We start from the raw sequence: 24474 nt of genomic DNA, 5'->3' as shown, positions 1-24474 counted from the left end.
TATGGGCAATGCTACCCAAAATCGCTAAATTTGATAATAAAGAATGATTACAAAATTCAAATCCATAACTAATCTTGCAGTTTTCCAAAACTTCGTTTGGGACGCAACTATTCGCGATGACGGAAATAATGTAGTTTTATTCAAACCAATCAATATTTTTTACGGACGAAATTATTCGGGAAAAACTACACTATCCAGAATAATCAGAGCATTAGAAACAGGTAACATTTCCGATAAATACGAAAACCCACAATTTGAAGTCAGTATTCAAGACATTTCAGACGTTACACAAACCAACCTAACTACACACGGAAAGAAAATCAGGGTATTTAACGAGGATTTTGTAAAAGATAATCTCCGTTTCATTATAAATTCAGATGAAAATATTACACCATTTGCAATTATTGGAGGTAATGCAATTATTGAAGAAGAAATAAAAAAACTTAAAGAAGATTTAGGACAAGAAGAAAATACAGAGCAAGTTATAAACGCAAGCGGATTTTATCTTGAACTTAAAAATGCTTCCGTAACAGCGACCACGGCATTACTGGCGTATCAAACAGAAAACAATAATTTAACCCAACAGTTAAGCTATAAAGCAACTAATAACCCAAATGGAATAAAATACAAGTCTGAAAAATTTGGCGACCAAAATTACAACATCAACAAACTTCAAAATGACATTGCTTCGGTTTTAGAAACTTCGTTTCAACCGTTAACTGATGATGAAGTAACACAAAAACAAAATTTGCTTAACGAAAAAACAAATCCGGATATACCCGGAATTGTAAAACCAAATTTAGATTTAAATACACTTAATACAAAAGCAAAAGAACTTATTACAAAATCAATTAGCAGTTCTAATAAAATTGAACAGCTTTTAAAAGATGCTATTCTAAATCGTTGGGTTAAAGAAGGGCGACAATTACATAAAGACAAACTTGAACAATGTTCGTTTTGTGGCAACGATATTTCAGAAGAGCGTTGGAATGAACTTGATAGTCATTTTGATGAAGAGTCTGAAAAATTAGAAAAGGAAATTGATGCTTTGATTACTGAAATTGAAAATTCAATTCGTAATGTTGATATACTACTTCAAATCAATAAAAATGCTTTTTATTCAAAGTTTCATTCGGATTTAGACACATTGATTTTACAAAGACAAAAAGCGATTGACAGCATAAAATCCGAATTAAATCGTGTCAAAGAAAAACTTATAGAGCGTAAAAATGACTTATTAAGTTCAAAAACGTATGATGATATAATCGACAACAGTCAACAAGTTGAAGATTGTTGGACAGCATTTGAAACTTTAAGAACACAAGCAAACGAATACAGTAATTCGTTAGGAACAGAACAAGCCGAAGCAAAAAGACTATTGCGATTACGAGAAGTCAATGATTTTGTAACAACAATACAATACACAACTGTAACAACTAGAATACAAACTTTAAAAGCGACTTCTGATACCGAAGCACAAAACAAGCAAGCTGTAGAAGATAAAATTAAACAGCAAATTACACAGATTGAAGATAAAGAACGTTTGATGAAAGACGAAGAAAAAGGAGCATTGAAAGTAAATGAATACTTAAACAATTTTTTCGGACACGACTTTCTGACATTACAAGCATTGGAAGAAGCAGACGTTTTGGGCGGTAAAAAAATACGATTTGAGATTGTTAGAAATGGAAAGAAAGCCCACCATTTAAGCGAGGGCGAATGTAGCTTGATAGCATTCTGCTATTTTATGGCAAAACTTGAAGATGTTGAAACCAAAGGAAGTAAACCTATCATTTGGATTGACGACCCTATTTCAAGTTTAGATAGCAATCATATTTTTTTCGTTTACAGCCTTATTAATGCTGAAATAATTGCGAAAATGGAATTTGAACAAATATTCATTTCTACTCATAATCTTGATTTTTTGAAATACTTGAAACGATTACCCAATGCACTAAATAAAAATCAATGTGCTTATTTTTTAATTTCAAGGGAAAAAGAGGAAAGTAGAATTAGAATAATGCCAAGATATTTAAAGGATTATGTAACTGAATTTAACTTCCTTTTTCATCAAATTTATATGTGTTCAACCGCTGATCCAGATGATGAAGAACAACACAGTTTATTTTACAACTTTGGAAACAACACACGTAAATTTTTGGAAGCATTTCTTTATTACAAATATCCAAATGCTAACGACCAAATAGAAAAACTTACAAAATTCTTTGGCGAGAACAGACAGGCTTCAACAATGACAGATAGAATCAACAATGAATTATCACATTTGGAAGGCTTATTTGAACGGAGTATGATTCCAATTGATGCACCTGAAATGAAAAAAACAGCAACATTTATCTTAAACAAAATCAAAGAAAAAGATAATGAACAGTATGAAGCACTACTTTTAAGCATAGGAGTTGAAATTGTAATCACATAAAAGCACAGCCCATAACACACGCTACAAGCAATTTGGGGATTTGGCTTAATTTAAAAATGGTTTTGTATTTGGGATGATTTTGCAAATCCGAAAAAATGGGCTTAATTTAGTCCCAAACCCGCTTTAGAATAATACCGTTATCAAGTAAGCAAATTGAAAAAAATACAATGAAAGCCATTAAATTAATTACATTCTTACTTTCTATTATAGTTTTGACAAGTTGCTCAAAACCTAATTCCTCTTTTGTATTTGATAAAGTTGAGCATTACAAAGATTCTGGAAACAATTCACTATATGAAACCGTGTATCAGAAAACATTTGAGAACTTTACTATTCTTGAAAAAAGGTATTTAGAAATAATTGAAAAAGAGTTACCTCAAAAAATTAGTGATACATCTTTTATAGCAGATTTGGAACGATTGCATTTTAAAAAGAGTATAATAAAATCAAATAGATTCGATGAATTAAGAGAAATATTTAATCCCAAAGCGTGCAGTGAATATAAAAAAAGTGCATGTGCTCCAATTTATAGAGATATCTATATTTTTAAAAACAAGTCAAAAGTTGTTGCAATTGCAAAAGTATGTTTTGAATGTCAAATAGTATATTTTATTGATTCAAACAGCAAATGGGAAAGATTTGGAGAATGTTCAGAATATGAAAATTTAAAATTGATAAAATAAGAATACCAACTGCAAACAGCTTCAATAGATTTGAGCAATTCGCTTAATGGAAAGTTGGTTTTGTATTTGGCAGTTCAGTGATAACCGAAAAAGAAATATAATTTAGTCCAAAATCCTCAGAATAATAACAAAAATTTCAGAAATACTATAAAAAACAGGAGCGTGAAATCAAACTTAATAATCTTATTTTCTGTTTTGCTTTTTAGCACATCGATAAATGCCCAAGAAATAACCCAAAAAGATTCAATCATTGTTTTACGAGAAATAAAAATACTTAAAAAGAAAAAAGCAAAGAAGCACATTACTAAAATAGATTTAGATGGTCGTCCTAACTTTGGTGGGCTTAACCAAATTAGTAAAATTGTGAGTGCAGTAAAAAATATTCCAGAAGGGCGTCTTTCTTATGTTGATTTTTATTTTAACTGCGGGCTTGTCAACTTTTTAAAAAAGAAATTAGATATCAACTATAAAGATACAGAGCTCGGATTATTGGTTTATGAAGTTGATCAAGATGGAAAGCCTGGAAAAGCAATCAGTGAAAACGAGATAAAGTTTATTGTTAAAAAAGAACACAATGGTCGATTTAGAATAGATTTATCTACTCTAAATTTATATCATAGAAATATTTATATGGGTGTTCAAGTACTAAGTAAATTAGATGATAAGGAAAAGAATATTTATGTTCGGTTTAGCGAAAACGAAAATGCATCTACTTATATAGTAAGTGAAAATTATAAATCTGCAAACTGGCATAAATATTACAGCCCTAAAGCACATTTTAAACTTTCATTAGGAGTAGAAGATTATCTGTAACAGCTATGCATTGTTAAAAAAAACATCAGCCTACATGCACCACAAACAGTTTGCAATTGATTAAATTAAAACTAATGTTTTGCAATTGGCAGATTGATAACCGAAAAATAAAACTTACTTTAATCACAAACCTATTCATCTTCTTGAAGTCATGAGAAATATTAAAAAAACTAATTAAAAACTCTCAATCTAAAATTCTATGAAAACCATTTTAACCTTCCTAATTTTAATTTTAAGTTTCACCTCTTTTGCACAAATCGATAAAGTCAGTGGCGATTATAAACTAGCTATTGAAACTAAGGACAATAATACACTTCAATACGAATTAACATTATCACAAGACGGGACGTTTACATTCCATTATTATTCAAACATCAAAAATGGCATTCCTCCTGAAGTAAACAAATACGGAAAAGGAAAATGGACTATCGAAAACAATGTGATTTCATTTTTTTCCGATAAACAACAAGACATTGATAATAAATTTACCTTAGATTTTACTAATTCCAAAGCGAGATTTATAACTAAATCTCCAAGAGACAAAACTGACCAAATAATTAAAACAAGACTCCAATTCTTAAAATCAGATATTTTCTGGATGGCAAAAATTGAACTATTTAAAGTATAATAACTCATACTTGATAGGTAATAAAACCACAAAATAAAATAGACCATATGAAAAAATTATTATTTATTATATTGATTTCCATATCTGGAAACCTCTTTGCTCAATCTGAGCCACAGAATTTGTTAAACATTTTTTTTAAGGCTTACGAAAAAGATGCAGGAAAAGCGGTAAAAGAATTATATGCAACGAATAAATGGACTGAACGAGCAAAAGATGACATTGAAAAAATTGTTGGAATAGTAAATGGATTTACAGAAAGTTATATGGGTAAATACAATGGATACGAAATCATCACAACGAAAAAATTCTCAGAAAGTTTTATGCTATACTCCTATCTCGTGAAATATGATCGACAACCAATAAGATTCATTTTTAAATTTTACAAACCAAGTGATAAATGGGTATTATATTCATTTTCACTTGATGATAATTTAGATGACGAAATTCAAGAAGCTGCAAAACTTTTTTATTTAGATTTGGATAAAAAGTAACTACCTAACTGCACAATGATATCAATCTTTAGAATTGTTGATATTACGGAGAACGAATAGATTTTCAAATGGAAACTGGAAAAGCATCATTTGGGTTAATTAAAAGTGTAAATACTGTTATAAATTTTAAAAAAGGAATCTTTAAATGAAAAGTAAAACTCAAAAATGTGACGAATGTAAAAGTATTTATTTTTCAGAATCATCGGAAATGACCTCATTATGTCCTGAATGCTCATTTTATTTGTATGGAAAGAAAAATTGCGAACACAAATTTGAAAATGGTAGATGTATTAATTGTTATTGGAATGGAAGATCATCCAATTATATTAATAATTTTAAAAGCGATAAATAGCTTGTGCCTAACAGCTTCAATTAATTATCCCGACAGAAATAAGCTGGAAGCAACAGTACCATTCCCGATTTATTAACAGAACTTTGGTGATATTTTTAAGCGACGTAAAAACGAAAATAATTAAATAAATATGAAAAAACATTTAACAATTTTAGCTTTTGTACTTTTAACATTAAACGGTTTTTCACAGAATAGAAGTGGAAATGAAATAACTGCAGAAGGAATTGCAAAAATGAAAGTTAAACCTGATTTGGCAAGTTTTAGAATTAGTGTTTCAAAACGAAATTTAGTAGAAAAGGTTTCGATTAAGGAATTAAATGAAGAAATAGATAAACTACAAAAATTACTTTTACGAATTGGTTTTACTGAAAAAAACATTAAAATTTCAGAATACAAAGTCTCGAGTGATGAAAACAATGACAATAAAAAGGAATATACCTCTGAAAACACTTTAGCTGTTGAATTTGTTCTAGATAACAAAATAATTGAGGCGTTTTATCAAGAAATACAAAATGAAAATCTAAAAGATTCAGACATAGATTTTGAAACTCAAGTTTCCGATGAATTAGAAAAAACGGTAAGACAAAATCTAATAAAGATTGCAATTGACGAAGCAAAAAGTAACGCAGAAAATATCGCAAATGCCCTAGATGTGAAACTTCTAAATGTAAAACAGGTTGCAAAATTTACTGTTCGTGATTTTGAAAGTGCTTCTATGTTGAAAGTAGCAGCAGTTAAAATGGATAAATCTATGCCAGCAATGGCTTCAAATCAAAAAAGTTCTTTTGATAAATTTGAAGTTGAAGAAAAAGAATTGGAAGAAACTATAACAATTGTCTACGAAATAATAAAAAAATAAAAGTAATTGCACAATAATATTGAATTTACGTAGTAAACTCGAATAACGAAATTCACTACTATAATTCATCCTTTTGTCGAAATTACATAATACCGCTCCTCTAAAAACATTGCGCTCGTGCTAACACAGTATATCAATTCTAAAACAAATGAAAAATCTTCTTATCGTGTTTAGCAATTGCATCAATTCAAATACCTAAAAACGAATACAATGCACATCATTGAACTAAAAGAGAGACAAGATATCTCTGAAAATATTAAACTAAGTAGAAAATACGCCCAACTCGGAAATTTTCTAAAAGAATTAAAAAAGAAGGAATTACCTCTTACAGTTATTGAAGCTGTAAATAATGATATTGAAGCAATAAATAATACACCTCAAACAGAGTTTGATTTAACGATATCAGTAACAAAGAAACAAAGAAAAATTATTAAACTAGTAGAAAAGGAACTTAAAATCGTACCTAAAAACTACTATCGCAATCTTTGGTCAGCTTTAGGAATGTCTGTTTTTGGATTGCCAATTGGAGCTTTAGGATTAAGCTTTGAAAATATGGGATTAATAGGAATCGGTTTGCCATTAGGTATGAGTGCAGGAATATTTGTAGGTTCAAAAATGGATAAAAAAGCTTTTGAAGAAGGAAGACAATTAGATATAGAAATTAAATAAACAACTCTATTACAATAAGTTGAACTGTATTTCCAATTTTACTGCCCAGTCATATCATTAAATTCATCCTATCAAGGCATCGTTTTGTCCTTGTTAGGAAAGCGATATTGTAACAATATCACTCCCAATGCAACTAATGGTTAGATACTTTTATCGTACCATTCCTAACTAACCTCTTTGTGAAACAAGCAACATTTTTTAAAAAGCGTATTTATTGTACTATTCTCGTAACAGTGTTCATTTGGGCGCTTTTGCTTTGGGATTATTTTCACGGAGGCGTGCCCAGTCATCATCTTTTGCAAAACAAGGACTTGCCTTCATTTTCGAATTGGTGGGGTGGTATTTTGCTTCCTTTGCTAACTTGGTTTTTGCTGTACCGCGCCCAAGTACGAATAGAGAAAGAGTCAACGAGTAGTGTTGTACCAAATAGTTTTGTGGCTTATTTTGTAGGCGCTTTACTTTTTGGGATGGTACTTTCAGTTTTTTTTACGCTGGGGAATCAAGAGGTGCCTTTTTATATGCTTATCGGCTTGTTGGTGCTTGGTTTTTTCTTGCCTATTTATCGTGCAGAATGTTTACTTGGTTTTGCAATTGGGATGACCTTTACTTTTGGAGGTGTACTTCCAATTCTTATTGGAAGTATTTTAGTACTCCTTTGCAGCGCACTGTATTTAGTACTTCGACCTATGCTACTCTTTGTTTTCTCCAAAATTACCAAGCTACTTCATAAATAATTCCATCACTAAACAACATAAAAAAAGCTTTCTGAACTAGTACTAGACTTCAGAAAGCTTTTTTATTTTTTATTTTAGGAACTACTCCGTTATATTGTAGCTGCCCACATAATAGTTGTTATCCACTTCAAGTCCTGGTTTTTCTGTTGTTCCTAAAGGCAACATTTTCCATTCGTTATTCGGTTCCAAAATTTGTGTAGTACCATTCAAAAACACTTTTACAGGAAGATTGAAATTGGCCACACTATTCGCCCAACGATACCCCAACTGATTGTTTTTAAAGAAATACTCCAAGGTTGGAATACGCGTATCACGCAAATATTGATTAAAAACAGGCGTCAAATCTCTTCCGATTTTTTCGCTCAAATAACTTTCAATCTGCTGTGTCGTCACTGTTTGATGGTAAAAAGTAGTATTCAAACCGCGCAAGATTTCACGCCATTTTTCGTCATTATTTACCACTTGTCGCAAGGTATGTAGCATATTGGCGCCTTTGTAATACATATCTCCAGAACCTTCATTGTTTACATCATAAACTCCAATAATTGGTTTGTCATTTTCGATGTTTTTTCGAATCCCACGAACGTAAGTATATCCCGCTTCTTTACCAAAGTAGTATTCCAAAAACAAACTCTCCGAATAATTGGTAAAGCTTTCGTGAATCCACATATCGGCGATGTCTTTATAAGTAATATTGTTTGCAAACCACTCATGCCCCGACTCGTGAATGATGATAAAATCAAACTTCATTCCCCAACCCGTTCCACTCAAATCGCGTCCTAAATAACCATTCAGAAATTTATTGCCATAGGTTACGCTACTTTGGTGTTCCATCCCCAAGTACGGAGCCTGCACCAACTTATAGCTGTCCTCATAAAATGGATAAGGACCAAACCAATGCTCAAAAGCCTTCAACATTTTGGGCACATCTTGAAATTGTTTTTTGGCTTTGTCCAAATCATCACGCAATACATAATACGTACAATCCAAGTCGCCTTTTTCCCCTTTGTATTTTTCAGAAAAAGAAACATAATCGCCAATATTAATGTTCACCCCATAATTATTGATTGGATTTTTAACCACCCAATGAAAGGTTTTGGTACCGTCTTTTTCCTTTTGTACACTTTGTAAACGCCCGTTAGAAACATCCGTCAAATTGCCAGGCACATTCACACTGATGCGCATTCCTTCTTCGACTTCGTCATACATATGGTCCTTACAAGGCCACCAAACACTAGCGCCCAATCCTTGACAAGACGAAGCGATAAACGGATTTCCGTTTTTATCTTTTTTCCAAGTAATCCCTCCATCCCAAGGCGGATTAACTGCTACTTTTGGCTTTCCACTATAAAATACCACAATTTCTTTGGTCGTTCCTACTTTTTGAGGAGCCGTTAATGTAATAAAATAAACATTTCCCTCTCGCTTGTAGGTCAATGGCTTTCCGTCTTGAGTGACATTGGTAATGGCCATCGGATTTTGCAAGTCAATTTGCAACACCGAATTCTCTTGAAGTACCTGATAACGAATAGTATTCGACCCCGAAATAGTTCTATCCGCTGGATTCACTTTGATGGCTAAGTGATAGTGTTTTAAATCCCACCAAGCTCGTTCTTTGGTAATGCTGCCTCTAAGCGTATCTTGACGGGTAAAAGTGGTTTCCTTTTTATTCAATAATCCTTGGGCTTTACTGACCGAAAACGAAGTCATCAAAAGAAGGATAGCTATTTTTTTCATCGGGTATAGTTTTTTTCAAAACTACATACTTTTTTAGATTTTATCTGCATTTCATTTATTCAATTGTTAAAAAAGTATCTTGTTTTTTATACATACAACAGTCTTGTTTATTTATTTTTATTAACAAAATATTATTAAGAAAATTATTTTTAACAATCTTCATCAGTGTAAGAAAATTTTATATATTTGAAAACATTCAAGTTGAAAATACCACAATAAATAATTAATCTTTACTAACAAACTAACACAAAATCTGTTAAATTATGAATTTATTGTTGAAAAGAAGTATGTTCATTGTGATGCTGTATTGCTATTCCATTCTATCATTTGCACAAGATAATAGTGCACAAAAAATAGACTCGATTGAACAAACCTTTACTTACGAAAAAGGTAGCATTACTTTAAAAAATGGAATAGGTACCATTACTGTTCCTAAAGGATTTAAGTATTTAAATGCGGAACAGGCAGAAAGAGTTCTTGTTGATTTATGGGGAAATCCAAAAACAGAAAACATTACACTTGGATTATTGCTTCCTGAAAATCAAGGTGTTTTGAGTCAAAAGGGATATGTTTTCAATATTCAATATGATGAAATTGGCTATGTAGAAGATAAAGACGCCGACGATATTGATTATGACGAATTATTAACACAAATTAAAGAGGATACCAAAGAAGAAAATATTGAAAGAAAAAAAGAGGGATACGAACCTATCACCATAGTTGGATGGGCTTCCACCCCATTTTATGATAAGGAAAAGAAAATCTTGCATTGGGCAAAAGAAATAAAGTTTGGTTCAGAAGCACAAAACACACTAAACTATAACATTAGAATTCTAGGTAGAAAAGGAGTTTTAGTTTTAAATGCTATTGCTGGTACTTCAGAATTACCTTTGGTACAGAAAGATATTAATAAAGTTATTGATATCGTTTCTTTTAACAAAGGATATACGTACGCAGAGTTTGATAGTTCAATTGATAATGTGGCTGCTTGGACAATAGGAGGTTTAGTCGCTGGCAAGGTATTAACCAAAGTTGGTTTTTTTGCTATTCTAGCGAAGTTTGGAAAAATTATTATTATTACCTTAATTGGTCTTTTTGGGGCATTTAAAAATAAGATAATGAATTTATTTTCTAAGAAAGAAAATGATGCAGCAATAACTGCCGAAAATGAAGTTGTAGAAACAACAACTGAACAAGAATAAAGTTTATTATTCATAAAATAAGGTTTCTAGTTAAGTCACTTACTTCTAGAAACCTTTTTTTTTGTTTCAAAAGGCTACTTCTGTCTTCCTTTTAGCACTTCCACTACATCATTCAATTGAAACCCTTTGGCTTGCAATAAAATCAAGTAATGAAAAAGCAAATCGGCACTTTCGCTCAAGAACAAGTCATCGTTATCATCTTTTGCTTCAATAACCACTTCGACCGCTTCCTCTCCTACTTTTTGAGCAATTTTGTTGATGCCTTTTTCAAATAATGAAGCCACATAACTCCTCTCAGAATCGGCATTTTCACGACGCGTTTTTATGGTAGACTCCAATTGTGAGATAAAACCATAGTTTTCGGAATTCGCTTCTTGCCAACACGTATCGGCACCAGTATGACAAGTAGGTCCCACTGGTTTTGCTTGAATCAATAAGGTATCGCCATCGCAATCATTTTTAATGGAAACCAATTCTAAAAAATTACCACTTTCTTCTCCTTTGGTCCACAATCGCTGTTTGGAACGGCTAAAGAAGGTTACTTTTTGAGTATCTATGGTTTTTTGAAGCGATTCTTCGTTCATATAGCCCAACATCAAAACATTTTTGGTTTCAGCATCTTGAATAATGGCTGGAATTAATCCGTGAGCACTTTTAATATCTACATTCATTTTTGTTAGTTTAAGTATTGATAATTAAGTGGTTAAACTTAAATTCTGACTTCTATAGTATTATTTTTAAGTTCTTTTTTTAGTGTTTTAATTTCAATTTCTTTGAAATGAAAGACACTAGCTGCCAAAGCCGCATCGGCTTTTCCGTCAATAAAGGTATCAACAAAATGCTGAATGTTCCCAGCGCCTCCTGAAGCAATAATCGGAATATTAACCAATTGTGATAGTTGCGCTAAAGCTTCGTTGGCAAAACCATTTTTGGTTCCATCGTGATTCATAGAAGTAAAGAGAATCTCTCCTGCACCGCGTTGTTCCACTTCTTTCGCCCAATCGAACAATCGGATTTCAGTTGGCACCTTCCCTCCTACCAAATGCACCATCCATTCGCCTTCTATTTGTTTGGCATCGATGGCTACCACTACACATTGGCTACCAAATTTCTGCGCCAAATCATTAATCAGTTGCGGATTTTTTACTGCCGAAGAATTTATTGATACTTTATCCGCGCCATTTTGCAACAGCACTTCCACATCTTCCACCGACGAAATTCCACCACCTACCGTAAAGGGAATATTGATAGTAGCCGCCACTTTTCGAACCAAGTCAATCAAAGTGCTGCGTCGCTCCTCAGTAGCCGAAATATCCAAAAACACCAATTCATCTGCCCCTTCTTGTGAATAGATTTTGGCCAATTCTACAGGGTCGCCCGCATCGCGTAAATCGACAAAATTCACCCCTTTTACGGTTCGTCCGTTTTTTATATCCAAGCAAGGAATTATTCTTTTTGTAAGCATTATTTGAAGTTAGAGGTTAGAAATTAGAGGTTAGAAGTTCTTACTAGAGAAAATCATTTTAATTTGTTTTTTGCTGTATTTATTGAAGCTACTATTATTGCGACCAATTCATTCGCTTCTTTACATAATCTTTTCATTTCATCTTTTACATTATCATCATCTAAATCATATAAATCTAGCAGAATTTCAAGAAAAAAATGGCTTTCATCAGCTTCCTCTTCTACTATTTTTAATTTATTTATAAAATCAGCTGTAGACTTACCTCTTTGAGAAGCTCTGTAGTTTGCTCCTACAGAACTTGAACATCTTATTAACTGATTAACATATGCATTATATTCTCGTGAATGAGGAAAATTTCTACATAATCTCCCGCAATCAATTGCAAATTTTTTAGTCCTTGTTTTTAAATCTTGAACCATAATTTAAAGTTAGAGGTTAGAAATACGAGGTTAGAAGTTAGGGGTTAGAAGTTAGAAACTAAATGTAAAAAACTAGAGGTTAAGGTTTATAGGTTATAAAAATGAAGTTAATATTAAGAATAATTTTCTATTGCAGAACTTCTAAGTTCTTAAATCTTAAATCTAACATTTTTCACTTCTTATCTCTAACTTCTAATTTCTAACTTTCCTCCACTTCTACCCTCTAACTTCGTATTTCTAACCTTGAATAATGAATTTTTCTAATTGTTTCAGCGTAATTCTTCCTTCATAAATCGCTTTACCGATAATGGTTCCTTCGCAACCTAGTTCGGCTAATTTAGGCAATTCATCAAAAGTTGAAATCCCTCCTGAAGCAATCAATTTTATCTCGACTCCGCTCGATATGACATTACATTGGTTCAAAATTTTTGCATACAAATCAAAACTCGGGCCTTCTAACATTCCATCTTTGGCGATATCGGTGCAAATCACGTACTGAATACCTTTGCTTTGATAATCTTGAATAAATGGAATCAAATCTTCATTGGAATCTTCCAACCAGCCTGAAACAGCCACTTTTTCATTATTGGCATCTGCTCCCAAAATGATTTTATCTGAACCATATTCAGCAATCCATTTCTCAAAAATGGCTCGATTTTTTACGGCTATGCTTCCTCCTGTGATTTGGTTGGCACCACTTTCGAAAGCAATTTTCAAATCAGCATCCGATTTCAAACCACCACCAAAATCAATCTTCAATTTCGTTTTAGTGGCTATTTGTTCCAATATTTTATAATTGACAATTTGGCTCGATTTGGCTCCATCCAAATCTACTAAATGCAAATACTCAATTCCGTGTGCCTCGAATGATTTGGCGACTTCCAGTGGATTTTCATTATAAATAATCTTAGTATCGTAGTCACCTTTGGACAAACGCACACATTTTCCTTCGATGATATCTATTGCGGGTATTATTCGCATAATTTGTTTACAGTTTAAGGTTTAAAAAGTTGTTTAAAATTTGCTCACCAACATCTCCACTCTTTTCAGGATGAAATTGTGTTCCGAAGAAATTATCTTTCTCTAAAGCCGATGAATACTCCAATTCATAGTTTGTGGTAGCAATGGTTTCCTTGCAAAGTGGCGCATAAAAACTATGCACTAAATACATATACGCATTTTCTGCAATGCCTTTGAATAAATCCGATTTTAGATTATAAATCGTATTCCAACCCATTTGTGGTACTTTCACCTTTGACGAAAATTTGACCACATCCACATCAAAAATCCCCAAACCTTTTGTATTCCCTTCTTCAGAAGATTGACACATCAACTGCATTCCCAAACAAATGCCTAAAACAGGTTGCTTCAAAGTTGGAATCAAGGTGTCCAGTCCGCTTTCTTTTAGCATTTTCATTGCGTAACTCGCTTCTCCCACACCAGGAAAAATGACCTTGTCTGCTGCTTTTATCTCCTCAGGATTGTTACTCAAAACCGCATTGTAGCCCAATCGTTCTATGGCAAACATAATGCTTTGAATGTTTCCTGCGCCGTAATTTATGATGACAAGCCCCCCATCCCCCGCAGGGGGAGTTGAAGTAGCTTGTGTATTTACTGTACTCATAAAAATTTTATTTAATAATTCATAACCTTAAATAGTTCCCCCTTTGGGGGTTAGGGGGCTACAACATTCCCTTCGTACTTGGTAAAATCATTTTCTCTGTATCGCGTTTCACAGCTACTTTTATAGCTTTGGCGAAAGCCTTGAAAATCGCTTCGATTTTGTGGTGTTCATTGGTGCCTTCCGCTTTGATGTTGATGTTCGCTTTTGCCCCGTCTGAAAAGGATTTGAAGAAGTGATAAAACATTTCAGTTGGCATTTTACCTACCATTTCGCGCTTGAATTCAGCTTCCCAAACCAACCAATTTCTTCCACCAAAATCAATCGCCACTTGTGACAAACAATCATCCATTGGTAAACAAAAACCATAGCGTTCAATCCCTAATTTATTACCTAAAGCTTTGGCAAAAACTTCTCCCAAAGCAATGGCGGTGTCTTCGATAGTGTGGTGTTCGTCTACTTCCAAATCGCCTTTGACCGAAATCTCTAAATCCATTTGACCGTGGCGCGCAATTTGGTCCAACATATGGTCAAAAAAGGCAATTCCAGTATCGATTTTGCTTTTTCCTGTTCCGTCCAAGTTCAGCTGAATGTTGATATCAGTTTCATTCGTTTTTCTGGCAATACTAGCCGAACGAGCTTCTAATTTCAAAAACTCATAAATCGCTTTCCAATCGGTAGTTTGCAAGGCAATTACGGCGTCTAATTCCTCTTTTTTACTAGACAATTCTGCTGCTCCCAACCCTTCCTCTTGTTTCAAGAAAATGGCTTTCGCTCCTAGATTTTTAGCCAATTCCACATCGGTCAAGCGGTCGCCCAACACAAAAGAATTCGCCAAATCATACTTAGGATTGTCGATGTACTTGGTCAACATTCCCGTTCTAGGCTTGCGCGTTGGCGCATTGTCTTCTGGAAACGAGCGGTCGACAAAAATATCATCAAACAAAACGCCTTCGTTTTCAAAAGCTCTCAAAATAAAATTTTGCGTAGGCCAAAACGTATCTTCAGGAAAACTAGCGGTTCCCAAACCATCTTGATTCGTCACCATCGCTAATTCATAATCCAATTCTTTGGCGATTTTTGCGATATATTGAAACGCTTTTGGGTAAAATTCTAATTTGCTCAAACTGTCCAACTGATACCCTTCTGGTTCTAAAACTAGTGTTCCGTCACGGTCTATAAAAAGTACTTTTTTCATCTTATTTTATATTGTTTATTTGGGCGTGCCCCACCAGAAAAAGGTGGGTCGGGCTTCCGTTCCCGCTTTTTTGTAACTCCGTTCCTCCGTTACAAAAAGAGCTCCACTACATCCCTCACGCAATTTACGGTTCTCTACTACTAAATTGCTAATAAAGCTTCTATCAATTTCTTATTTTCTATTTCTGTACCAATCGTCAATCGCAAACAATTATCGCAAAGGGGTTGCGTGGTTCGGTTCCGAATCACGATGCCTTTCGCAATTAACTCATCGTATCTTTTGTTCGCATCGTCTACTTTAATCAAGACAAAATTTGCTTCTGTTGGGTAGACAACTTCAACAAAATTAACTTTAAGTAATGCTTTAAGCAAAAGTTCTCTTTGCGCAATAATAGAAGTGATTTCTAAATCAATTTTAGCAGGTTGTTGCAAACGTTCAATCGCTCTTTGCTGCGTTAATTCATTGACATTATAAGGCGGTTTAATTTTATTCAACACCCCAATAATAGCTTCTGAGGCATAGCAAATTCCCAATCGTATACCTGCCAATCCATAGGCTTTGGACAAGGTTTGTGTAATGACCAAATTAGGATATGCGTCCAATTCGTTGACCCAACTCGCTTTTGCAGAAAAGTCGATATAGGCTTCGTCAATAACCACTAATCCGTTAAAATTATTCAACAAATACACCACACTTTCATCCGAAAACGAGTTGCCTGTTGGATTATTCGGTGAACAGAGAAAGATGATTTTGGTATTGGCGTCCACCGCTTCCAAAATGGCTTCTACATTTGGCTGGAATTCATTGGTCAACAACACTTCTTTGTTGGTTACATCATTCAAATTCGCCAAAACACTATACATTCCGTAGGTTGGAGGCAACGTAATTATATTATCTGTTTTAGGCTCACAAAATCCTCTAAACAACAAATCCAGCACCTCGTCGCTACCGTTTCCAAGTAGGATTTGTTTCTTTTGCAATCCTTTATTTTGCCCTAAAATCGATTTTACCGATTGTTGCTGTGGGTCTGGATAGCGATTTACTCCATTTTCAAACGGATTTTCATTGGCATCCAAAAAAATCATTTGAGCGGTGTTAAAATCTTCAAATTCATCACGAGCGGAAGAATAAGGTTTCATTGCCTTGACGTTTTCTCTAGTTATGGTGTTTATATCAAAAGTATTCATAATAAGTTTTTTATTCCTGCAAGGTTTCAAAAACCTTGTAGGTTTTAGTTAACAAATAGCAATCTAAAATATAGACCTACGAGGTTTTAGAAACCTCGCAGGACTGTAGTCTAAGCGTCACCGCATTTTTATGGGCTTGCAATCCTTCCGCCTCTGCCATTAGTTCAATAGCTGGCCCTATATTTTGGATACCCTCAGCTGTAATTTTTTGAAATGTCATCGATTTCAAGAAACTATCCAAATTGACACCACTATAATTTTTAGCATAACCATTGGTTGGCAACGTATGGTTGGTTCCGGATGCATAATCACCAGCGCTTTCTGGGGTGTAATTCCCAATAAAAACCGACCCTGCATTACCAATGTTATTTACATAAAAATCTTCGTTTTGAGCGCAAATAATGAAATGTTCAGGCCCGTATTCGTCAATCAAATCTAAAGCAATTTGGTCATTTTCAACATAAATCAATTTAGAGTTTTCAATGGCTTTTGTTGCAATAGCTTTTCTTGGCAGTACTTCCAATTGCGTTTGGATTTCAGTTTCAACCGCATCAATTAAGTCTTTCGAAGTCGAAACTAAAATCACTTGACTGTCGGTACCGTGTTCCGCTTGCGACAATAAATCCGAAGCTACAAAGGCTGGAACGGCTGTATCATCAGCTACAATTAACAATTCTGATGGTCCCGCAGGCATATCGATAGCGACTCCAAATTGGGTAGCTAATTGTTTCGCTACCGTTACAAATTGATTTCCGGGTCCGAAAATTTTATACACTTTCGGAATTGCAGCTGTACCAAAAGTCAATCCTGCAATCGCTTGAATGCCACCCACCTTCAGAATTTTGGTCACCCCACACAATTGTGCGGCATACAAAATGGCTGGATTGATTTTTCCTTTTTTATCTGGAGGAGAACACAACACAATTTCTTTACAACCCGCAATATTCGCAGGAACGGCCAACATTAAAACGGTCGAAAACAAAGGAGCTGTTCCACCCGGAATGTACAAACCAATCTTTTGAATCGGACGTTTTTCTTGCCAACAAGCAACTCCTGGAGTGGTTTCTACGCTTACACGAGTTGTTTTTTGAGCTGTATGAAATTTTTCAATATTGGATTTTGCCAATTGAATAGCGTCTTGTAATTCTTGTGGAATTGATGCAATCGCTTCATTGATTTCCTCTGGAGTAACTTCAAGATTGGCTAGGGCTACTCCATCAAAAAGAGAAGTGTATTTGGTAATGGCTTCGTCGCCTTTTTTTTGTACTTCTTTAAAAATTTCTTTTACAGTAGCTTCTATATCATCTACTGTTTTCGTGGGTCTTTCTAAAAGCCCCCTAACCCCCGAAGGGGGAACATCACTGAAATTATATTTATTTATTGTAATCATTGTATTTAAATTTTAAGTTTATAATTCCCCTTTCTGGGGGCTAGGGGGCTTAAAGTACCATTTTCTCAATTGGGCAAACCAAAATTCCTTCAGCGCCAACTTCTTTTAATTGATCGATGACTTCCCAAAACGTATCTTTATCAATAACCGAGTGCACACTACTCCATCCCTCTTGAGCCAATGGCAATACAGTCAAACTTCTTAATACAGGAAGAATTTTGCCTACAGCATCGATTTTATCATTGGGAATATTCATCAAAATATATTTGGATCTTCTGGCTCTCAACACAGATTCAATTCTGAATTTCAAAGTATCGATAATCTTTTGAGATTCCTTACTTACTTTGGGGGAAACGGCTAAAACCGCTTCACTTTTGAAAATCACTTCAACTTCTTTCAAATTGTTTTTGAACAATGTACTACCACTTGAAACAATATCAACTATAGCGTCGGCTAAACCTATGTTTGGGGCGATTTCCACCGATCCTGAAATTTGGTGAATATCAACCGTAACGCCTTTGGAATTGAAAAAATTAATTACTGTATTTGGGTAAGAAGTGGCGATTCGCATGCCCTCTAAATCTTTTACGGAAGTATAATTGAACGATTTTGGAACAGCTACAGAAACTTTGCATTTAGAAAAACCTAACTTTTGAATTACTTCAATGTTTTTTCCTTTTTCTACTAACAAATTATCGCCTACGATAGCTATGTCTACTACTCCATCGATAAGATATTGAGGGATATCCGAATTTCTCAAGTACAATACTTCAAGAGGAAAATTGGAAGCTTCTGCTTTTAATTGATCGATACCGTTGTCTATTGATATTCCGGCATCTTTTAGAATTTGGATGCTATCTTCGTTTAATCTTCCTGATTTTTGGATAGCAATTTTTAGTGTACTCATTTTAGTTTTTTGTTTAGATTGATAAAATTTGAGTACAACTAAGAAGGTATAAAAAAACCCGTTTGATGTACTCAAACGGGTTTTAAAATATGATGATTTACAAACATACCATTAACACATCGCTTGAGAGCAATAATGTAAATGATGATGATGTAATTGAGTTGCGAACATTTATTTTGTTTTTTTAACGATGCAAATATATAGAAATATTTTTTTGTAAAACTAATTATTTTACAACATTGTGTTGTTTAATTGTTAAATCACTGCTTTTTTTAAAGCGAAACACCCGCTACGACAAGCCAAGAGCAAGTGGTAACGAGTGTTTCAAAAAAAAACCAACTTAATTATTATTATAGAATTATTACAGCTATTAAAGTTGTGGTCCAGCAGCTACTAAACGTTTACCTTCTTCGGTATTAGTATATTGCTCGAAGTTTTTGATGTATTTAGAAGACAAATCTTTAGCTTTAGCTTCCCATTCTGCCATATCTTTATAGGTGTCTCTTGGATCTAAAATTCCATCACTTACGTTTGGTAAATAAGTTGGAATAGTCAAATTCAAGAAAGGAATTGTAGCAGTAGGTGCTTTATCAATTTCTCCACTAATGATAGCATCAATGATTGCTCTAGTGTTTTTCAAAGAAATTCTTTTTCCTGTTCCATTCCATCCTGTGTTCACTAAATACGCTTTTGCTCCGTGTTCTTTCATTTTACCAATCAATGTTTTTGAGTACATCGTTGGGTGTAAGGTTAAGAAAGCTTCACCAAATGCTGGAGAGAAAGATGGTTCTGGTGCAGTAATTCCTCTTTCTGTACCTGCTAATTTAGAAGTATATCCACACAAGAAGTGGTATTGTGCTTGATCTTCGTCTAAGATTGAAACTGGAGGCAATACACCAAAGGCATCTGCAGATAAGTAAATGATTTTCTTAGCGTGTCCTGCTTTTGAAGGCAATACAATTTTGTTGATGTGATAGATTGGGTAAGAAACTCTTGAGTTCTCAGTGATACTGTGATCATAGTAATCAATATCTCCGTACTCATCCACAATCACGTTTTCTAACAAAGCGTCACGTTTGATAGCTCTCCAAATGTCTGGTTCATTGTTCTCGCTCAAGTCGATTACTTTTGCATAACAGCCTCCTTCATAATTAAATACTCCGTTGTCATCCCATCCGTGTTCGTCATCACCAATCAAGTAACGTTTTGGGTCAGCAGATAAAGTTGTTTTTCCAGTTCCAGAAAGTCCAAAGAATACCGCTACATCTCCATCTTCTCCTACGTTTGCAGAACAGTGCATAGAAGCCATTCCTTTTAATGGTAGGTAGTAGTTCATCATCGCGAACATTCCTTTTTTCATTTCACCACCGTACCAAGTACCTCCGATAATTTGGATTTTTTCAGTTAAATTGAACATTACAAAGTTCTCAGAGTTTAATCCTTGCTCTTTCCAGTTTGGATTAGTTGCTTTTGAACCATTCATTACGATGAAATCTGGTTCTCCAAAGTTTTCTAATTCGTAAATTGAAGGTCTGATGAACATATTAGTTACAAAGTGTGCTTGCCAAGCTACTTCCATTACGAAACGTACTTTTAAACGGGTGTCTGGGTTCGTTCCGCAGAATGCATCTACTACATATAATTTTGGAGAAGTAGACAATTGAGTCAATACTAATTCTTTACATTCGTCCCAAATTACTTTTGACGTTGGGAAGTTTACTTTGTCATCCCAGTAGATAGTATCTTTAGTAACATCATCTTTAACAATATATCTATCTTTAGGAGAACGTCCTGTAAAAATACCGGTTTTAACTGCTACAGCTCCAGTTGAAGTATTCGCTCCTTTCTCATATCCTTTTCTTTTTAAAGAAACCTCTGCTTGATACAATTCTTCATAAGATGGATTATATACTACTTCATGATAACCAGTGATTCCTAAATTGTGTAGTTCCTGAATGATTTTAATGTTTTTCATTGTGATAATTTTTTATTTTTTTTTAACCTTATTTTTTTTATAAATCTCTTAATTTTTGATATTCAAATTTACGACTGTTATAGATGGAAAAAACTGATATTTATCATAAATAGAAGAAAAATTTACGAAAACGATTGCAGTATTTTACACTGATTATAAGGCTTTTACAGCGAAATCGATTTCATAACAAATTTATGCTTTTATTTTAAAAATAAGCTCATTAACTGATTTTTATCATAAAAAAAAATCTACAAAAGTGATTCATTTACACTACTTTTAATAATAATAAATTTTAACATTATGTTTGAATGGTTTAGAATATTGTTTACTCCGACCGAAGAGCCGGAGATGGCACAGTCATTAATAGTTTTATTTTTGGCAATAAGTATAGGTTTCTTTGCAGGAAGACTCAAAATAGGAAAAGTTTCTCTTGGTGTATCTGCAGTTATGTTCGTTGGACTCTTTTTGGGACACTTAGGATATAGTATGCAAGCCGATTTAATTCAGTTTGTGAGAGAGTTTGGTTTGATTTTATTTGTATATGGAATCGGAATACAAGTAGGTCCTACTTTCTTTTCTTCCTTTAAAAAAGAAGGTTTGGTTTTCAATGCTTTAGGGGTTGGAACGGTTTTTCTTGGAGGAATCATAGCTTATCTCATCCATATTTTGGCTAATGTAAAAGTGGAAAATGCAGTAGGCTTAATGTCGGGCTCTGTTACTAATACTCCTGGTTTAGGAGCGGCTAAATCCACTTTGATTGAAATTCAAAAGCAATTGAATCTGCCAGCTGATCATTTTTCTGATCCAGCGATTGCTTATGCCATCACCTATCCGATTGGAGTTTTTGGGATTATTCTCCTTATTATAGTTGCCAAAAATGCCTTAAAAATTGACCTAGAAAAAGAGGTGATTTTACTCAAAAAGAAAAATAAAGACCATGAGAATGCTATTGTTCGTCAAAAATGTAGGGTCACAAAATCGGAGGTAATAGGTAAAACTTTCAAACAAGTATTCAAAGAATTTCACATTGATAATGTTATCATTTCAAGACAAAAACAAAGCGGAACTAAAGTCGTTTACTCCCCTTCATTGGATTCTGTCATAAAAGCCAAAGACGTTTTAATGGTAGTAGCAAAACAGAAAGACATCAACACCTTTATTGATGTGGTTGGTAAAATTTCGACGGATTTGTTTATTGAATCAGAAGAAGATGTGACTACAAAAATTCTTAGTGTGACTCACAAAACAGCTATTCATAAAACATTGGCCGAGTTGGATTTATACAATCAATACGACGTGAAAGTTACTCGTGTTATTCGTTCTGGATTAGAAATTTTAGCACAACCTTCATTAGAATTATTCTACGGCGATACTTTGATGGTAGTCGGCAACAAAGAAGCTATTCAAGAAGCCGAAAAAATCATTGGAAATTCTAAAAAAATATTGCTAGAACCCGATTTTCTTTCTTTGTTTGGCGGTTTAATTTTTGGATTGATCATTGGTTCTATTCCAATTGTGATTCCTTCATTACCCGTTCCTTTAAAATTAGGTTTGGCAGCTGGACCGCTTTTGGCAGCTTTGTTTATCAGTAGATATGGTGGTGTTGGCGTGATTCACTCGTATATCAACAATGGAGCCATTCACTTTATGAAAGACCTTGGAATTTGTATGTTCTTTGCAGCAGTTGGAATCAAAGCAGGACACGGTTTTTATGAAAATTTTGTAGCAAACAATGGTTGGATGTGGATTTACTACGGCTGTTTTATCACTTTTATTCCGCTAACTCTTTTGGTACTTATCAGTCGTTTTGTTTTCAAGCTCAATTTTTATCAAATGGTTGGAATAATGAGTGGTTCTTATACGGACCCAGCAGCTTTGGCTTTTAGCACCAAATACTTAGATTCTGATATCCCTAATCAATCGTATGCTACCGTTTATCCTCTAGTAACTATTAGTCGAATTCTGGTCGCACAATTGCTTATTTTACTCTTTGCGAGTTAATCATTTTGTTAGTTTCAATTTCAAAAAAAAAAAAGGATGTCATTGGTTTGACATCCTTTTTTCATTAACCTAAATCTATAATTAATCCTTGTCTTCCATTTGAACATCAGCTGGAACCGCTACCGACCTTATCTCTGTATGACGAATTTCTCCACCTGTTGTTCCTGTTTGTTGTCCTAAAAATACAGCTACCGCAGCAATAATAACTGCTACATAAGTTACTAGAACTGATTTAGCTGATTTTTTGTAATTCAAATACAAACCAATTACGGAAGTTAGTCCCAAAACATACAATGCAATAGCCAATTTTTCTGCCATTTCTTCGTGTTCGTGAATGATATCGTGACCAATGTTTGGCATATCTTCTACCAATTCCTCTGCTCCTTCTCCAGTTGCCATACTCACTGCAGCAAAAATAGCCGCAATAATGAACAGAAAAAACGCTGTATTCTTTATCGAATTGTTCTTCAACAACAACCCAACTACTAAAATTCCTAATCCTAAAATCGTCCCGATAATAGGAAAATGGTTCACCACTAGGTGCAAATGTGCTTCATTCATAAGTTTTATTTTTAAGTTAAATTTTTTATTCTGCTAAATCAAAAACGCCTTTGGTCAAAATTTTAGTGGAAGCGTTGATGGAAGTATTTGGAAGTATTTCACTAAAATCCTCATTTTGTTCTCCTAAAGATACGGCTAATTTCTTGAAGGCATACCCATTTTTATTGGTTACCAAAGTAAAAACGTAATACTTGTTGTTTTCTTTAATAATAGCTTCTGTAGGTACCGCTAATCCTTTTTTAGTATCAAAAATAATGGCTGCTTCTACAAACATACCCGTAAGTAATCTTTGCTTGGATTCGTCTTCTAAATGCCCGTGAACATTGATGGTTCTGTCATTTCCTTCAATTGATTTTCCTACCAAATGCACTTCTGCATTGAACACTTCCTTAGTCGCTTCGGGAACGGTAAATTTGATTTTTTGGCCTTTAGTTACTTTCAAAATATCTTTTTCAAATACAGCTAATTCTAAATGCAAATGGTCTGTATCTACAATTTCCAAAATCACATCTTCAGGATTCATCAGCATTCCTACATTAGCATTCATAATCACAATATCACCAGAAATAGGAGCGTAAATAGTTATTACCGAGGTAAATTTGCCTTTCTCCACCTGAACAGGGCTAATGTGCAGCAAAATTAGTTTTTGTTTCAAACTCTGATAGGTTGCCATCGCTCTTTTGTACTCACTTTCCGCCTTGAAATAATTCTTTTGTGAGGTTATTTTTTCGTCATACAAGGTTTTTTGTCGAACAAACTCAGATTTGAGATACTTTAGCTGCTCGGCTACTTCTAAATATTCTTTCTGAATATCAATAAAAGCTGTGTTTTCAAGGGTTAATAAAGCTTGTCCTTTACGAACTCGGTCTCCCACCAAAAGTTGAGTGCTTTTTACATAACCCCCTATGAAAGTGGTAACTTTTGCTCTATTTTGAGGCGGAACATCAATCTTGCCAGATACTTTTATGGTTTCGTCAAAATCTTTCATTACAGGGGTGCTAATCACCATTCCTGCGGATTGAAATTGTGCCTGAGTAACTCTAACCAAACCATCGTCTTCTGTTGTTGCTGGTGTAGTTTCTTCTTTTTTACAGCCTATAAAAAGCAGTGTAAGCACTAATATATACAGTTGTTTTTTCATAATC

Annotated in this window: 23 protein-coding genes; 10 read left to right on the top strand and 13 right to left on the bottom strand. The window is 34.0% G+C overall.

The genetic code is table 11. The features are described 5' to 3' along the window. Positions 1 to 43 precede the first annotated feature (43 nt). The 8 genes from ACSVH9_RS07755 to ACSVH9_RS07720 all read left to right on the top strand — a co-directional run bounded on the left by ACSVH9_RS07755 (position 44) and on the right by ACSVH9_RS07720 (position 7666). On the top strand, positions 44 to 2437 hold the full coding sequence (locus ACSVH9_RS07755; protein ID WP_438063220.1) for an AAA family ATPase: 2394 nt from the start codon (positions 44 to 46) through the stop codon (positions 2435 to 2437). 167 nt (positions 2438 to 2604) lie between these two features. Next, the gene (locus ACSVH9_RS07750; protein WP_438063219.1) at positions 2605 to 3120 is read left to right on the top strand and encodes a hypothetical protein; all 516 of its coding nucleotides are present in this window, start codon (positions 2605 to 2607) and stop codon (positions 3118 to 3120) included. A 162-nt stretch (positions 3121 to 3282) separates the two neighbouring features. Continuing rightward, positions 3283 to 3933 (top strand): hypothetical protein, encoded by a 651-nt coding sequence (locus ACSVH9_RS07745; RefSeq protein ID WP_438063218.1) that lies wholly within the window; start codon positions 3283 to 3285, stop codon positions 3931 to 3933. Between the two features lie 199 nt (positions 3934 to 4132). Next, positions 4133 to 4561, top strand: a complete 429-nt coding sequence (locus tag ACSVH9_RS07740; RefSeq protein ID WP_438063217.1) for a hypothetical protein — start codon at positions 4133 to 4135, stop codon at positions 4559 to 4561. Positions 4562 to 4608: 47 nt separating this feature from the next. Continuing rightward, positions 4609 to 5052, top strand: a complete 444-nt coding sequence (locus ACSVH9_RS07735) for a hypothetical protein (protein WP_438063216.1) — start codon at positions 4609 to 4611, stop codon at positions 5050 to 5052. A gap of 482 nt (positions 5053 to 5534) precedes the next feature. Then, on the top strand, positions 5535 to 6263 hold the full coding sequence (locus ACSVH9_RS07730; protein WP_438063215.1) for an SIMPL domain-containing protein: 729 nt from the start codon (positions 5535 to 5537) through the stop codon (positions 6261 to 6263). A 210-nt stretch (positions 6264 to 6473) separates the two neighbouring features. Then, entirely contained in the window at positions 6474 to 6932 is a 459-nt protein-coding gene (locus ACSVH9_RS07725) for a hypothetical protein (RefSeq protein WP_438063214.1), read from the top strand. A gap of 179 nt (positions 6933 to 7111) precedes the next feature. Then, positions 7112 to 7666 carry a hypothetical protein gene (locus tag ACSVH9_RS07720; protein WP_438063213.1) on the top strand — a complete coding sequence of 185 codons (555 nt, stop codon included), beginning with the start codon at positions 7112 to 7114 and terminating at the stop codon, positions 7664 to 7666. 81 nt (positions 7667 to 7747) lie between these two features. Here ACSVH9_RS07720 and ACSVH9_RS07715 read toward each other — a convergent pair whose 3' ends face one another. Continuing rightward, positions 7748 to 9403 (bottom strand): M1 family metallopeptidase, encoded by a 1656-nt coding sequence (locus ACSVH9_RS07715; protein WP_438063212.1) that lies wholly within the window; start codon positions 9401 to 9403, stop codon positions 7748 to 7750. Between the two features lie 263 nt (positions 9404 to 9666). Here ACSVH9_RS07715 and ACSVH9_RS07710 point away from each other — a divergent pair, with 263 nt between their 5' ends. Beyond that, positions 9667 to 10605: a DUF2167 domain-containing protein gene (locus ACSVH9_RS07710; protein WP_438063211.1), complete on the top strand. Its 939-nt coding sequence runs from the start codon at positions 9667 to 9669 to the stop codon at positions 10603 to 10605. 74 nt (positions 10606 to 10679) lie between these two features. Here the strand turns inward: ACSVH9_RS07710 and hisIE are convergent, their stop codons facing one another. From hisIE to pckA, 10 genes are all read right to left on the bottom strand, one after another. Next, positions 10680 to 11276 carry a bifunctional phosphoribosyl-AMP cyclohydrolase/phosphoribosyl-ATP diphosphatase HisIE gene (hisIE, locus tag ACSVH9_RS07705; protein WP_438063210.1) on the bottom strand — a complete coding sequence of 199 codons (597 nt, stop codon included), beginning with the start codon at positions 11274 to 11276 and terminating at the stop codon, positions 10680 to 10682. 38 nt (positions 11277 to 11314) lie between these two features. Further along, entirely contained in the window at positions 11315 to 12070 is a 756-nt protein-coding gene (hisF, locus tag ACSVH9_RS07700) for an imidazole glycerol phosphate synthase subunit HisF (protein ID WP_298295667.1), read from the bottom strand. A gap of 53 nt (positions 12071 to 12123) precedes the next feature. Then, on the bottom strand, positions 12124 to 12489 hold the full coding sequence (locus ACSVH9_RS07695) for a four helix bundle protein (RefSeq protein WP_438063209.1): 366 nt from the start codon (positions 12487 to 12489) through the stop codon (positions 12124 to 12126). Positions 12490 to 12726: 237 nt separating this feature from the next. After that, on the bottom strand, positions 12727 to 13470 hold the full coding sequence (hisA, locus tag ACSVH9_RS07690) for a 1-(5-phosphoribosyl)-5-[(5-phosphoribosylamino)methylideneamino]imidazole-4-carboxamide isomerase (RefSeq protein ID WP_438063208.1): 744 nt from the start codon (positions 13468 to 13470) through the stop codon (positions 12727 to 12729). Between the two features lie 7 nt (positions 13471 to 13477). Further along, positions 13478 to 14113: an imidazole glycerol phosphate synthase subunit HisH gene (hisH, locus tag ACSVH9_RS07685; protein ID WP_438063207.1), complete on the bottom strand. Its 636-nt coding sequence runs from the start codon at positions 14111 to 14113 to the stop codon at positions 13478 to 13480. 58 nt (positions 14114 to 14171) lie between these two features. Next, the gene (gene hisB / locus ACSVH9_RS07680; RefSeq protein WP_438063206.1) at positions 14172 to 15308 is read right to left on the bottom strand and encodes a bifunctional histidinol-phosphatase/imidazoleglycerol-phosphate dehydratase HisB; all 1137 of its coding nucleotides are present in this window, start codon (positions 15306 to 15308) and stop codon (positions 14172 to 14174) included. Positions 15309 to 15448: 140 nt separating this feature from the next. Beyond that, positions 15449 to 16495 (bottom strand): histidinol-phosphate transaminase, encoded by a 1047-nt coding sequence (gene hisC / locus ACSVH9_RS07675; RefSeq protein ID WP_438063205.1) that lies wholly within the window; start codon positions 16493 to 16495, stop codon positions 15449 to 15451. A 76-nt stretch (positions 16496 to 16571) separates the two neighbouring features. Further along, on the bottom strand, positions 16572 to 17885 hold the full coding sequence (gene hisD / locus ACSVH9_RS07670; protein ID WP_438063204.1) for a histidinol dehydrogenase: 1314 nt from the start codon (positions 17883 to 17885) through the stop codon (positions 16572 to 16574). Positions 17886 to 17934: 49 nt separating this feature from the next. Further along, complete coding sequence (gene hisG, locus ACSVH9_RS07665) at positions 17935 to 18792, bottom strand: ATP phosphoribosyltransferase (RefSeq protein ID WP_024981796.1); 858 nt, start codon at positions 18790 to 18792, stop codon at positions 17935 to 17937. 370 nt (positions 18793 to 19162) lie between these two features. Beyond that, a complete protein-coding gene (pckA, locus tag ACSVH9_RS07660) occupies positions 19163 to 20767 on the bottom strand; it encodes a phosphoenolpyruvate carboxykinase (ATP) (RefSeq protein ID WP_438063203.1) in 1605 nt (534 codons plus the stop codon). A gap of 300 nt (positions 20768 to 21067) precedes the next feature. Here pckA and ACSVH9_RS07655 point away from each other — a divergent pair, with 300 nt between their 5' ends. Next, a complete protein-coding gene (locus tag ACSVH9_RS07655) occupies positions 21068 to 22768 on the top strand; it encodes a putative transporter (protein ID WP_438063202.1) in 1701 nt (566 codons plus the stop codon). An 81-nt stretch (positions 22769 to 22849) separates the two neighbouring features. Here ACSVH9_RS07655 and ACSVH9_RS07650 read toward each other — a convergent pair whose 3' ends face one another. Further along, on the bottom strand, positions 22850 to 23329 hold the full coding sequence (locus ACSVH9_RS07650) for a hypothetical protein (protein WP_438063201.1): 480 nt from the start codon (positions 23327 to 23329) through the stop codon (positions 22850 to 22852). Positions 23330 to 23354: 25 nt separating this feature from the next. Next, complete coding sequence (locus ACSVH9_RS07645; RefSeq protein ID WP_438063200.1) at positions 23355 to 24470, bottom strand: efflux RND transporter periplasmic adaptor subunit; 1116 nt, start codon at positions 24468 to 24470, stop codon at positions 23355 to 23357. Positions 24471 to 24474: the final 4 nt, after the last annotated feature.

It is taken from the genome of Flavobacterium sp. RSSB_23 (assembly GCF_051547145.1).
GTDB lineage: Bacteria > Bacteroidota > Bacteroidia > Flavobacteriales > Flavobacteriaceae > Flavobacterium.
The sequence above is the reverse complement of the archived record's forward strand: the minus strand, read 5'-3'. Positions and strand labels throughout refer to the sequence as shown.

What these genes read in the sequence shown, in the direction of transcription:
- ACSVH9_RS07755 (WP_438063220.1), top strand. Translation starts at nt 44, where the DNA reads ATGATTACAAAATTCAAATCCATAACTAATCTTGCAGTTTTCCAAAAC.
- ACSVH9_RS07750 (WP_438063219.1), top strand. Translation starts at nt 2,605, where the DNA reads ATGAAAGCCATTAAATTAATTACATTCTTACTTTCTATTATAGTTTTG.
- ACSVH9_RS07740 (WP_438063217.1), top strand. Translation starts at nt 4,133, where the DNA reads ATGAAAACCATTTTAACCTTCCTAATTTTAATTTTAAGTTTCACCTCT.
- ACSVH9_RS07735 (WP_438063216.1), top strand. Translation starts at nt 4,609, where the DNA reads ATGAAAAAATTATTATTTATTATATTGATTTCCATATCTGGAAACCTC.
- ACSVH9_RS07730 (WP_438063215.1), top strand. Translation starts at nt 5,535, where the DNA reads ATGAAAAAACATTTAACAATTTTAGCTTTTGTACTTTTAACATTAAAC.
- ACSVH9_RS07725 (WP_438063214.1), top strand. Translation starts at nt 6,474, where the DNA reads ATGCACATCATTGAACTAAAAGAGAGACAAGATATCTCTGAAAATATT.
- ACSVH9_RS07715 (WP_438063212.1), bottom strand. Translation starts at nt 9,403, where the DNA reads ATGAAAAAAATAGCTATCCTTCTTTTGATGACTTCGTTTTCGGTCAGT.
- ACSVH9_RS07710 (WP_438063211.1), top strand. Translation starts at nt 9,667, where the DNA reads ATGAATTTATTGTTGAAAAGAAGTATGTTCATTGTGATGCTGTATTGC.
- hisIE (WP_438063210.1), bottom strand. Translation starts at nt 11,276, where the DNA reads ATGAATGTAGATATTAAAAGTGCTCACGGATTAATTCCAGCCATTATT.
- hisF (WP_298295667.1), bottom strand. Translation starts at nt 12,070, where the DNA reads ATGCTTACAAAAAGAATAATTCCTTGCTTGGATATAAAAAACGGACGA.
- ACSVH9_RS07695 (WP_438063209.1), bottom strand. Translation starts at nt 12,489, where the DNA reads ATGGTTCAAGATTTAAAAACAAGGACTAAAAAATTTGCAATTGATTGC.
- hisA (WP_438063208.1), bottom strand. Translation starts at nt 13,470, where the DNA reads ATGCGAATAATACCCGCAATAGATATCATCGAAGGAAAATGTGTGCGT.
- hisH (WP_438063207.1), bottom strand. Translation starts at nt 14,113, where the DNA reads ATGAGTACAGTAAATACACAAGCTACTTCAACTCCCCCTGCGGGGGAT.
- hisB (WP_438063206.1), bottom strand. Translation starts at nt 15,308, where the DNA reads ATGAAAAAAGTACTTTTTATAGACCGTGACGGAACACTAGTTTTAGAA.
- hisC (WP_438063205.1), bottom strand. Translation starts at nt 16,495, where the DNA reads ATGAATACTTTTGATATAAACACCATAACTAGAGAAAACGTCAAGGCA.
- hisD (WP_438063204.1), bottom strand. Translation starts at nt 17,885, where the DNA reads ATGATTACAATAAATAAATATAATTTCAGTGATGTTCCCCCTTCGGGG.
- hisG (WP_024981796.1), bottom strand. Translation starts at nt 18,792, where the DNA reads ATGAGTACACTAAAAATTGCTATCCAAAAATCAGGAAGATTAAACGAA.
- pckA (WP_438063203.1), bottom strand. Translation starts at nt 20,767, where the DNA reads ATGAAAAACATTAAAATCATTCAGGAACTACACAATTTAGGAATCACT.
- ACSVH9_RS07655 (WP_438063202.1), top strand. Translation starts at nt 21,068, where the DNA reads ATGTTTGAATGGTTTAGAATATTGTTTACTCCGACCGAAGAGCCGGAG.
- ACSVH9_RS07650 (WP_438063201.1), bottom strand. Translation starts at nt 23,329, where the DNA reads ATGAATGAAGCACATTTGCACCTAGTGGTGAACCATTTTCCTATTATC.
- ACSVH9_RS07645 (WP_438063200.1), bottom strand. Translation starts at nt 24,470, where the DNA reads ATGAAAAAACAACTGTATATATTAGTGCTTACACTGCTTTTTATAGGC.